At 40.9% G+C, this 12,327-nt stretch carries 8 protein-coding genes; 5 read left to right on the top strand and 3 right to left on the bottom strand.

The window, feature by feature from the left end:
• The 3 genes from BLT41_RS17090 to BLT41_RS17080 form a co-directional block, all read right to left on the bottom strand.
• A partial coding sequence (locus BLT41_RS17090) for an Ig-like domain-containing protein (protein ID WP_139167367.1) occupies positions 1–4,433 on the bottom strand: 4,433 nt, incomplete at its 3' end.
• 38 nt (positions 4,434–4,471) lie between these two features.
• Positions 4,472–6,121, bottom strand: a complete 1,650-nt coding sequence (locus BLT41_RS17085) for a TolC family protein (RefSeq protein WP_092163436.1) — start codon at positions 6,119–6,121, stop codon at positions 4,472–4,474.
• 55 nt (positions 6,122–6,176) lie between these two features.
• A complete protein-coding gene (locus BLT41_RS17080; protein ID WP_092163435.1) occupies positions 6,177–7,244 on the bottom strand; it encodes a hypothetical protein in 1,068 nt (355 codons plus the stop codon).
• Positions 7,245–7,820: 576 nt separating this feature from the next.
• Here BLT41_RS17080 and BLT41_RS17765 point away from each other — a divergent pair.
• The 5 genes from BLT41_RS17765 to clpX all read left to right on the top strand — a co-directional run bounded on the left by BLT41_RS17765 (position 7,821) and on the right by clpX (position 12,158).
• Positions 7,821–7,955, top strand: a complete 135-nt coding sequence (locus tag BLT41_RS17765) for a hypothetical protein (protein WP_280141315.1) — start codon at positions 7,821–7,823, stop codon at positions 7,953–7,955.
• 162 nt (positions 7,956–8,117) lie between these two features.
• Positions 8,118–8,429 (top strand): tetratricopeptide repeat protein, encoded by a 312-nt coding sequence (locus BLT41_RS17075; RefSeq protein WP_092163434.1) that lies wholly within the window; start codon positions 8,118–8,120, stop codon positions 8,427–8,429.
• A 270-nt stretch (positions 8,430–8,699) separates the two neighbouring features.
• Entirely contained in the window at positions 8,700–10,007 is a 1,308-nt protein-coding gene (gene tig, locus BLT41_RS17070) for a trigger factor (protein WP_092163433.1), read from the top strand.
• Positions 10,008–10,292: 285 nt separating this feature from the next.
• Entirely contained in the window at positions 10,293–10,901 is a 609-nt protein-coding gene (gene clpP / locus BLT41_RS17065) for an ATP-dependent Clp endopeptidase proteolytic subunit ClpP (protein WP_092163430.1), read from the top strand.
• A gap of 6 nt (positions 10,902–10,907) precedes the next feature.
• Entirely contained in the window at positions 10,908–12,158 is a 1,251-nt protein-coding gene (clpX, locus tag BLT41_RS17060) for an ATP-dependent Clp protease ATP-binding subunit ClpX (protein ID WP_092163428.1), read from the top strand.
• Positions 12,159–12,327 lie beyond the last annotated feature (169 nt).

Genomic DNA, 12,327 nt, shown 5'->3' with positions numbered 1-12,327 from the left:
GGAGCTGTCAGGTCAATAACAAGATTATATGGAGTTGTGGCATTGGATGCCGTGTTTCCGGCGATATCTTCAACTTCCACTATTACAGTGTAGTTATTTTCGGGAAGTCCTTCCAGTTCCGCAGTATACAAATTGGGATCAGAAGAGGTTGCACTGTTGACTACAACTGTTTTTATTAAAGAATGAGATGGATCATATACTTTTACAGTGACAGTACTGTTTTCTTCCGCACGTACATCAAGATATGGGCTGGCAACATTGGTAACCCCGTCAGTCTGATCTCTTCCTGAATCACTGTGATATTGTATATCGACACTGTCGAGGTGAGTATTTGTGTCTATGGTAACGTTGAAATCTGTTCTCGTGAGGGATTCATTTCCGGCAACATCAGTTGTGTTGATGGTGTAGGTTTTGTCTCCGTCTATTCCGATTTTAGGAAGATCGGTAGTCCAGTTACCATGGTCATCGGCTACAGCTTCCCCAACTTTGATACTTCCATCAAAAATTCTAACTGTGGAGTTAGCTTCCGCAGTACCCGTGATAGTAATAGGATCAATATTTGTAATATTATCCCCTGAAACTCCGCTGTCTGTAACAAGAGTTACATCTGCCGGTGCCTCGGGAGGAATAGTATCAATTGTAAAATCATAAGTTGCATCGTTAGAAATATTTCCTGCCGCATCAGTTACTTTAACCGTTAAAGTATATTCTGCTGAAACGAGATCATTCTCAGGATGCCAGTCCCATTTACCGTCGGCTCCTGTTCTGAAAGAATCACTGCTGACTTCTGTTCCGCTTGAATTGGTGAGAATTATTTCTACTCTGGCGTTTTTTTCACATTCGCCACTGAAATCAGGTTTGATTACATTTGTTATGTAATCAAGTTTGGCGCCTGAATCATCTGCCGGATCAAGTACAATAGAGGAAATTTCCGGATTTACCGTGTCTATTTCAAAACTGATTGACGATTCTTTTGTATTGTCGGCATTATCCGTTGCCGTGACAGTTGCGGTATACTTGCCGTCGTCAAGATTTTCAGGGTTGTCAAGATACCATGTCCCGGAGTTTTGTCCGAGATCATATGTCTCAACTGTTACACCACTTTCATTTTTAATGACGACTTCTATTTTGCAGTCCGCATCGACGTGACCTTTAAAATGAGGATGATTCATATTGGTAATCAGCAATGCGTCTGATTGGTCGCCATGATCATCAGCTGCATCCATCTCAATATCGAGAGTGCTGATACTGCGGTCGATTGTTAACGTTTCAACCTTTGTTCCGGATGGATTACCGGCCTGATCAGTACGGATGACTTTTATTTCGTGTTCACCCTCGCTGTAACTTTCGAGATCGAAATCGTAAGTCCATTCTCCAGACACACTATCCGGAATGGCAGTGTAAATTGGTCCACCGTTAATTTGTATGGAAATTTTATCTGTAGGATCTACGGTTCCGCCCACGGTGACGATATCACTGTTAGTTATCCAGTCCCCGGAGTCTCCTGAATCTGTAAGCAGATTAACGTTCGGAATAGTGGGGGCCAGAGTATCTATGACCAGAGGACTAAGTACAGCCGCCGGGGAATCGTTTCCTGCCGCGTCTGTTGCAACTACTGAAACAGTGTAAGTTCCGTCTCCGAGTGTGTCGGTTCCGTAGTCGTTGTAGACCCAGTTGCCGTGTGCATCGGTAGTCACTTCTGCGGTGTGAACAACTATTGTTCCACGTTTAAAATCAATAGTGACTGTAGAGTCTTTTTCGGCTGTACCTGTTAATTCCGGAGTGGAATCATTTGTATAATCATCGGTTGCATATTCAGGATTTTCGGGAAAACCTGAATCAGATGTAGCAGCAAGATCAACGGTCGGAGCAATAGGGGCTGTTCCATCAATAACCAGAGTTCGTTCTAAAAAGGCTTCACCGGATTCATTGTCAGCCACGTCCGTAGCAACGGCCTTAATAGTATAGGTTCCGTCTGTTAAATTTGAAGAAAGATAAGATGTATTCCATTGTCCGGCGTTATCGGCTGTTGTTGATGCTGTCGCAACAACAACTCCGGAAGAATTAATCACGGAAACAATAACTTCACTGTCTTTTTCTGCTGTGCCGCTGAAGAGCGGAGTTCTTTCGCTTGTAAGAAAGTCTCCAAGAGTTCCTGTGTCGGAAAGCGAGTTCAGATCGATTGTCGGTAACTCTGTCTGTGAATCAATTGTCAGATCAAGTACTGCAGAGGTTCCTGAACTGTTGCCGACATCATCTTTAGCCGAAGCGCTTACTTCGTATTTACCGTCCGTCAGGTCTACCGGACTTTTCCATTCCCAATTCCCGCCGCCTATCATTGTTGCGGAATATTCTGTGGTTGCACCGGTTGCCACGTTCTTAAGATACACTGTGACGTCTGTGTCCGGATCAGTGGTGCCTGTTATAAGGGGCTTCTTGAAAGATGTTATGTTGTCTGTGGCGATTCCTGTGTCAAAAGCATCAGGCAGGTCCAAAGTCGGCACAGTCGGGTCTGATGTGTCGATTGTAAAAGAATATTCAACAGTTTCTTCATTTCCTGCATAATCAATTAGAGTCAACTTGGCAGTGTATACTCCGTCGCCGCCGTGCAAGGTGGAAAGCGGTTGTGTCCATGTTTCGCTGCCTTCAGGGATATTGATATCATCATACAGTGTAACAACGCCATCTGGACCTGTGACAGTTAGCGTTCCGGTTGATCGTGCTTCTCCGGCTCCGGTAAGAATAGGGTTGAGAATGTTGGTTATGCCGTCGATTGTGCCGCTGTCGGAACCTGCCGCTAAAGTTATTGTCGGATCAGGACTGACATCTGTATCTATAACAAGCTCAGAAATAGATGGAGCACTGGTGTTTCCCGCTAAATCCACCGCAATTGCACTTACATGGTAAGTTCCGTCAGAAAGTTCTCCTGAAGGATGAATGAGATTAAGATTTAAATCGGCAGTTGATAAATTCCAATTTCCGGCATCGTCGGAGGTAGTGGTTCCAACCAATTTTTCGTCAATATAAAGTCTTATTTCTGAATTCTTATCAGTAATTCCTGAAAATTCAGGAGTGGTGTCTTTTGTAAGCCAGTCTAGAACATCTTTACCGCTGTCTTCAATTAAATTTATTTCCGGTGCGGCAGGTGGAGTGGTATCAATGGTTACGTGGTGAAGATAGGCAGCTTCGCCGTCGGAACTGGTATTTCCCGCAAGATCCGTTGCGGTTAATTTAAAGGAGTATTCTCCTTCCGGGAGTTCTTCGGTCAGTGTGTATTTCCATGTTCCGTCTTCTCCTATCTCAATGGGGGTAGTGGTTTCGATTTCAATATAATCACCACTGCCAACCAATAAATAGGAAAGAGTTAAGGTGCTGTTTGGGTCTCCACCTGTTCCCTGTAAGGTCGGAGTACTGTCTTTTGTATAGTTGTCGGTTGCATAGTCGGGGTTTGATAATGTTCCTGTGTCTGATTCAGGAGCGAGGTCTAATGTCGGAACCGGCGGAGGAGTAAGGTCGATTACCAGTTTAAACGAGGCTGAACGGGCGGACATTCCACCGATCGTGGAAATCGCGTATACAGTGTGGTCTCCCTCATCAAGAGAGGGTATGCTGGTGGCAAGAAATTTGCCGTCGCCGCTGGACGCGGTAGTGCTGTCTACAAGTATTCCGTCAACATAAATTTGGACAATAGAATTAGGTTCGGCTGTACCTTCAAAATCCGGTTCTATTTCATTGGTGACATTGTCAGTCTTCAGCCCGCTGTTGGTATCTTCCGTAAGATGCAACATCGGAGTGGCAATTGTTTTGGGAATGACAGTTACCGGATTACCGCCTTCAACATCATTAGGGCCAGGATTTTCAGGGCCGGAAATTTTTTTAACCGGTTCAACAGGATCATTTTCCTCATTTTGAGTTTGAAAATGTCCGGATCTTGTGGAGGTATTCGGATTGAATGGTTGCTCTAGATTATCGTTTGCCCCTTCACCGTTTTTTTGCTCGAGTTCTTCCTGATCTTGCATAAGTGCCTGATTCAGATCTTGAGGAACCTCTGCCTGTGCAGGGGTATTATCGGGTTCTTTAGCCCCAATTTCTTCCGAAACATTGCCTTCTTTTTCGTCTCCGCTGTCTTCGTCCCGTTGGTTGGCATCCCAGATAGTTTCTTCTTCGTCGAATCTTTCCATATCTGGAATTTCTGCACGAGTAAAAAGCTCATGAGATTCAAGGGCTTGTCCACTGGCAAATTCCATACGGACGTTGCCTTCGAGGCTCATTATGTTACCGACAAACAGAAAAACCTGTTCTTGATTGTTGCCATCAATAAGAACGAGGTCCGCCCCTCTTAGTTCAAAAGTATAGTCGTCTGGAGATCCTTTTACGCTATAAATCGTTGAAGGAGCGATTCTCTCCTGTGCTGCTGTCTTTTGTTCTGCCATGACTCCCCAGTCCCCCCGCGCTCCACAACGCTAAGTTATTATAAAAAACCTTTTTCTATGGGCAAGTTAAGAACGTCTGCCAGTCGTCCTTCTTCTAAAATAATGTTTAAAGTTGCCCGGATTCTGGCAAATCGCGCGTTTACTTCTCTTACTGCCGCACTGGTCTGTCCTTCTCTTGCCGTAATAAGGTCCAGTAGGGTTCGTATGCCGAGATCAAATTCGCTTAAGTAAAGGCTCATCAAATAAATGCTTGAATCATAAGCTTCCTTTGCAAGCTGGTATTCTTTTGCAGAAGAGTCGTAAGAGTTAAATGCATTATCTAAAATGTTTTTGATTTCCAGTTCGGTTGTATGTTTTGTCGCTTCCAATCTTTTTAATATTGCTTCTTCTTTTTTGATCTTTTCGTCTGTAGCAAATCCGTTAAAAAGATTCCAATTCAGTGTTAGTTGTGCGTCAAAAGAGTTTTTGTCGTCATTGTGTTGTTGCATCTCATTTTTTGCCTGTAATTTATAACCTAGAGATGGAAGGTATTCTGTTGATTTAGCTGAAATGACCATTTTCTGAGATTCTATTTCTGCTTGGGTTGCTCTTAAGCTTATATTAAAATTTAATGCTCTGGAATAAGAGTCTTCAGCATTACCGAGTATTCCCACTTTGAGTAAATTTACATTCGGTTCAATATCTGCGACCGATTGTTTTATTATGTTTTCAAGAAGAACTTTAGCCGTCTTGAATTGTTCATTTTGAATGACAAGTTGTGACTCAGTCGATTTAAGAGATACTTCAACTTTTTGAGCATCAGCTTTGGATGAAATACCCGCGTTGTATCTTTCCCAAAATGTTTCAAGCAGTTTTTGGTAAAATTGCAGCGAGTTTTCATAAACCCGTAAAAGCTGCTTTGCCTGTAAAATGGTCAGGTATGAATTTATGGTGAGGGCGGCAATATCCTCATTTGTCCTAGCAAAACGCAATCTTGCGCTGTCTGCTTTCAGTCTTGCGCTTGCAACTTCGTCTTGCAGTCCACCGAAGTTAAAAATGGTTTGAGTCATGGATACTGAGCTGTCGCCATATTCCGTGATATCGGTTTTCAGATCATGCTTAGGTCCAAGGTTAGCCTGAAAATCAATGCGTGGATAATAGACGCTTTTAGAAATATTGTAATTGGCTTCTTCTTCCTGTCTGGTCGCTAAAGCTCTATCTATTAAAGGATGATGTAGCACTGCGAGGCGGCACGCTTCGTGTAACGTAAGTACAGCGCCTTTATCCGTGGAAGCGGGGTCTGCTGTCGTAGAAGCTGTTGCGTTCTGTGTAATCTCTGGTTTGGCGGCTTCTGTTTGAGTTGCATTGGAGACCGATGGACCAGTTTGATTCGCAGTAGATTTCCTTTTAATCGGTGTCGCATTGGTATCAAAAAAGTTTATATCGTCTGCGCTGATATATTCTTCATCAATATTAATTTGAGAAAGCGCGTTTAAGGGCGTTTTTTGAGCAGGTACCGAATCTTTTTGAGCAATCTGGGTGGAAAGTTCATTTAAAGAATTTGAAGGATCTTGTTTTACGGTGTTGCTATTAAGTTCTGGTTTTGTTTTTAGGTCAGGAGTGACTGCATAAGCGTTCCCGTTCAAAGGGGAAAAGGGGGCGCATATTACAAAAAGAATGCAAATAATATTAAAAGTAGCCTGAAACATTTTTCACCATAGGGTTATTAAAAGCTGAAGAATGAATTATTAAATAGAAAAATTTTTAACTATCCGTTTTTTTTGTTTCAAGGGCTTGTTCAAGAGCGATGACCATCTGTCGGGATTCTTTTATAAGCCGTCCGGAAAGTTCATTTCCAAGTTTGACTTCTTTTGTTGTTTCGATGGACTGGTCTTGGACAGTTTTCATTACTTCTGCTGAACTTTGCTGCAAAATAGTCATTTCAAGTAAAAATCTATTTGTATTAGTTAACGTATCAATAAGAGCTTTGTTATGTTGGACAAGTTGTTTTGAAATAGCTTTAAGCTGGCTTGATAGTCCTTCATCTGAGGGAAAGTCTAGAGAGTCCTCAGAGTCAGTTTTACAGGCAAAGTTAGTTTTTTGGTTTAGCCAATTTTCCAGTTTACTTTTGAGCTGATCATGTATCCGGCTTAAAAAAATGGAGAGAATGCCTACAACTCCGCTACCTGCAAGCCCGAAGAGCGATGTTGAGAAGGCTGTTCCCATGCCCGCCATGGGTTCTTTTAACTGTATGATAAGTTGAACCATAACAGTTAAAATGGAGCTGTCCCCTGTATCGCTGAGTCCTCCGGCAAGCGCGCTTAATATTTCACCCATAGATTGTAAGGTGATTGTCAACCCTAAGAAGGTACCCATAAGCCCCAGCAAAACGAGGAATCCACCTAAAAAAGAGACTAGAGAGGTTCTGGACGATATGCTTTGTTCTAATCCTTCAACAATAGATCTGGTGTCACTTGAAGAGTTTACAAGAATATATCCATTCTTTTGAACGGATGAGATCATAGGTTTTAGTACGGTAGTAAGGAGGCCGCTTTTATAATCTTCTGCGTCGAAAGATGATTCTGAGGGGTTTTCACACCACTTGGTAAATTTTTCAAATATAGATATTTCATAACAGACAGAGACAATGTAATGAAAGACTAAATAAATACTGCCCACGATAACAGATGTAATGATTGAATTAATGGGAATTGACGTCTTGAATAGTGACGTTATGAAATCGAAACTCAGCACTACTCCGAGCACAAGCGCTGTTAAAAATGCAATAGAAAAATATAAATAAAGTTTATATTTGTTAGATTCTTTAACCATTATATAAATCCTAATAATATAGAATGGTTGCATTGCAAACATTCTAAGATTTGTAGTAAATTATTGTGACTTTATAAAAAAATCAAATGTATTAGAAGAGCCCCAACCCCTCGCCTCGTATATATAGGCCTTATAACGCAGCAATGTAAAGCTTAACAGCTTTATTCGCTTGATAACACGACTCCTTATCATGTTCAAATCTATTGTCAATAAAACGCTATAATAAATAACTGAATGGTGTGTTGAGATCAATTTATTGGTAAAAATTGTGTAAAACTTAAAAAATGTAGAAATAATTATGGATATTCACGATAGGGTGAAGCTTTTAAGATTCAGCAAAATCTAAATGAAAAAATGTGTAAGTTGGAGCAGATTGGAAATGGTTTTGAGTCGAAGTCTAAGAAAAATATCAATAATAAAAAATTGAGGGAATATTCTTTTAATCAGTTTGTTTGTCTGTTAAAAATAGTCTCTTAACTCAGGACATATTTATATATAGATAAGATTTATGTTTAATTTATCACGGAATATATTAACGGTTAACTAAGTAAAAGATTCTTTTCAGCAGGAGGGCATATGATGGATTGGTGGGGAACACTTCCGGTCTTTTGGCAAGGCTTTATTATTGGCGGCGTGGTTGTCCCGCTTTGTATTGTGTTAATTGAGATTGTTGTAAAAATGGTCTTGTCCCGGAAAGTTATGTTGAAGTAGGGTTTACGTTGCGAATTCCAACTGTGTTTAGAAGCTTTTAAAAATTAACCACAAAAGTGGTTGACAATGAAAATCAATATCAATACATTGTACTCCTTGAGTGTGTAGATAAAACCAAATTTTTAGATTGAAATAATATTTCAGCTTTTAAAGGAGTCAGTTATGTGTAGTTTCAGCAATGCTTGGAAGTTAAACAGGGAAGGAATGGCCGCTTGCAATGAAGGTGATTTTGATAAAGCTGAGGATAGTCTTCTAGAGGCTATCAGGTTGGCTTCTTGTAAATCACGTAAAATTCATCGGGCAACAATGTTTAATAATTTATCAGTAATATATCAGATGAGTGGTAGAATAAATGATGCCGTACAGGCTTATAGTTCTGCGATCAGTTACTTAAATCCAGAGCATAAAGGTCAAGCCGCACTGATTGCCAGAATGAAAGGTAAGCTTGAATCTCTGAAAGATATTGCAGCGTAACAATAGCTTATTCTATTTTTAATAAACCGGAAAATCTGAGAAGGTTTTCCGGTTTATTTTTTTTTACAAAATAAATTCTCCATATATTTTAGTCTAATTTATAAAGGAATCCTTCACAGGGCTTGACTTTGTGTGGAAACTGCCTAAATAATCCCAGTTCTTTTGCTATATATTGTGAAAGGGTTCACTAGCCTTTTTTATAGCATTGCTTACGTACACAACCGTCGTATTTTCGAGCACGGCGAATATATTTTAGAAGGAGTACTTAAAATGGAATTTAATATTGAAGAAATTTCTCAGGTAGAAAGAGCCGTTAAAGTTGTCGTTCCAGTAGAAGAAGTTGGCGCAGCTCTTGATGCGACTATCGCTTTGTATAAAGTTCAGACACCTATCAAAGGATTCAGAAAGGGCAAAGTTCCTGCTACTGTTGTTCAGTCTAAGTACAAAAAACAGATTGTAACCGAAGCAACAACTGACCTGATTAACTACCAGATCAATGAAATTCTTAATGGTCAGTCCATCGTGCCTGTTTCCAAAATTGATGTTGATGCAGCTGAACTCGTTAGAGGCGAAGACTTCAATTACACTATTTCATTTGAAATTGTTCCTGAATTTGATACCCCTGTATACCTCGGCCTTGCTGTTGATGAAGAACGTGCGGAAGTTGCTGAAAGTGAACTGAAAGACGTTGAAACAAGACTTCTTCAGAATATGGCTACAATTGCACCTATCGACGATGATCGTCCTGCAAAAGACGGCGAACTTGCTTCTGTCACTTTCTCTGCTGAAATGGACGGACAGCCTATTCCCGGTGTTCAGGCTGACAACTTCGACCTTCCCATCGGTGAAGGACATTCTTTGATAGAATTTGAAGAGTACGTAAAGACTCTTAAGTCCGGCGAATCCGGACAGACTGATATTACTTTCCCTGATGATTTCATCAACGCTGAATTAGCAGGTAAGACAGCAACTATGAAAGTTACTGTTCATGCAATTAAAGAGCGTAAAATGCCTGAATTGACTGATGAGATCGTTAAGCAGATCGGTGGTTTTGAATCCGTTGATAAAATGCGCGAAATCATTAAACAGTCTTACACCGCTAATCGTAAACAGCTTTGTAAGAGCGCCGCTCTGACCAAACTGATCAGCAGCATTGTTAAGGATCTTGACTTCCAGCTTCCTCCTTCTCTTCTTGCCGACCGCACAGACCGTATGGTTGCTGACGTTATTACCCGCGCTGAACGTGCAGGACGCAGCTTTGAATCTATTGGTAAGAGCATGGAAGAACTTCACGCAGAACAGGCCCCTCTTGCTGAAGAAAGTGTCCGCACTGAAATCTTCCTTCTTACTGTTTCCAACCGTGAAGAACTCACCGTTGAGCCTCAGGAAGTTGAGGGAGCTCTTCAGCAGATTGCTCAGCAGACACGTCAGGACTTAAATACTGTTAAGTCTTATTATGAAGAAAATAATCTTCTTATGCCTCTGAAAGATAGACTTCTTGCTGATAAAGCTGCTGAGTTCATCTACGAAAATGCAAGTGTTACTGAAGTAGAACCTGAAACAAAGGGTGATAAGTAATACTTACGTTTTGCTATAGACAAAAAATGGCGGCACGGTTTACAAAAACGTGCCGCCTTTTTTCTTTATCCGGGAAAAAGGTTGTCTATGATCGTATATCTCGTTAACTACTGAAATTAGAAAGGGCTGAAATCGGTTTTGTTCCGATTTATACTTGTACTTGGGCTTTCAAATGATTAGAATATTTTTTTGGTAAAATGGCCCTTATGGAGGGTGGTTGAATTCATAATTGTGAGAATTTTACCCTTCTTAATTATATTACATTTCTTCTCCCGGGAGATATTGATGTCTGGAACTATACCTATTGTTATTGAAACTACCGGACGCTCTGAACGCGCTTACGATATTTACTCACGCCTTCTAAAAGACAGAATTATAGTACTTGGAAGCGCGATTGATGATCATGTTGCAAGTGTTATTTGCGCACAGTTACTTTTTCTGGAATCGGAAGATCCTGAAAAAGAAATTTATATGTACATCAATTCCCCCGGCGGGTCCGTAACTGCCGGCTTGGCAATTTATGATACCATGCAATACATTTCAGCACCTGTAGCAACCCTTTGTATGGGGCAGGCTGCAAGCATGGGCGCATTTCTTTTATGTGCCGGAGAGAAAGGAAGTCGCTATTCTCTGCCGAACAGTCGTATCCTTATTCATCAGCCTTTGGGCGGTGCACAGGGACAGGCTACTGATATTGAAATTCAGGCGAAAGAGATTCTTAGACTAAAGGCGAACCTGAATGCCATCATGGCTGAGAACACAGGAAAGAGCCTTGATGAAATTCAGAAAGATACGGATCGCGACTTTTTCATGTCAGCCGAAGAGGCCATTGAGTATGGTCTTATTGATAAAGTTCTAACTTCGCGTGGCAAACTTGAAGCCAAGGAAGGTTAATTCCTGATGAGTAAAGATAAAAAAGGTTCAGGACAGGACCTTCATTGCTCCTTTTGTTCTAAATCTCAGGATGAGGTTCAGAGACTGATTGCCGGACCTGATGTTTATATCTGTGATGAATGTGTTCAACTTTGTAATGACATCATGGCACAGGAAGCGGTTAGCGAGGAGTTTGATGCAGGAAATCTGTTGTCTCCTCAAGAAATTAAAGAATTGCTTGATGAATATGTTATCGGACAGGACCATGCTAAAAAGATTTTGGCGGTTGCAGTTCATAATCATTACAAGCGTGTATTTTATACTAAATCAGGTACTGACGATGTTGAAATTGATAAAAGCAACATCCTTTTAATCGGCCCTACCGGATCTGGTAAGACTCTGTTAGCTCAGACTCTCGCAAGAGTTTTAAAAGTACCTTTTGCAATTGCTGATGCTACAACTCTCACCGAAGCAGGTTATGTTGGTGAAGATGTTGAAAATATTCTTGTTCAGCTTTTGCAGAATGCTGATTATGATATTGAATCAGCTTCCCGCGGAATTATCTATATCGATGAAATAGACAAAATATCCCGTAAGGGTGACGGCCCGTCTATCACTCGTGATGTTTCCGGTGAAGGCGTTCAGCAGGCATTGTTGAAAATAATTGAAGGAACCGAAGCTAATATTCCTCCCAAGGGCGGGCGTAAGCATCCTCAGCAGGAATTTATCAGACTTGATACTTCGAATATCCTATTTATTCTCGGCGGTGCTTTTATCGGGCTTGACTCGATTGTACAGCAGAGATTGCAGGGATCCGGAATCGGTTTCGGAGCAAATGTTGAATCCAAAAAAGAAGTGGGTATCAGCGAAATGTTCCGTAAATCAGAACCCGCTGATCTCGTTAAATTTGGTTTAATTCCTGAATTTGTTGGTCGTATTCCTGTTCAGACAGCTCTGTCAGAGTTGACTGAAGAAGACCTTGTACGCATTCTTCAGGAACCTAAGAACGCATTGATTAAACAATACAAAAAAATGTTTGATCTGGATGGCGTCCGTTTGACTTTTACAGCGAATGCTCTTGTCAGCATTGCCAGTCTGGCTGTTAAAAGAAAAACAGGTGCCCGTGGTCTTAGAAATGTTCTTGAATCAATCATGCTTGATATAATGTATACACTTCCTTCCCTCACTGGAGTGAAAGAGTGTGTTATCAACAAAAGTGTGGTTGAAACGGGAATGGAACCCTTGCTGTTCTTTCAAAATGAAGTAAAAAGTGCATAAACTTCTCAGCGCCTCCAGTCGATAAAACTGGGGGCGCTTTTTTTTAGTTCGCCCGCCTTGATCAATTTTCTATATAATTTTTTCAATTTTTGTTATTTATTGATATTGCAATAAATATTCGTTTTTCGGTTTGACAAAACTGTTGTGGGTATTATTTCAAGTTCTTAAA

This window comes from Maridesulfovibrio ferrireducens (assembly GCF_900101105.1).
Lineage (GTDB): Bacteria > Desulfobacterota > Desulfovibrionia > Desulfovibrionales > Desulfovibrionaceae > Maridesulfovibrio > Maridesulfovibrio ferrireducens.
This window is presented reverse-complemented; position numbering and strand designations above follow the sequence as displayed.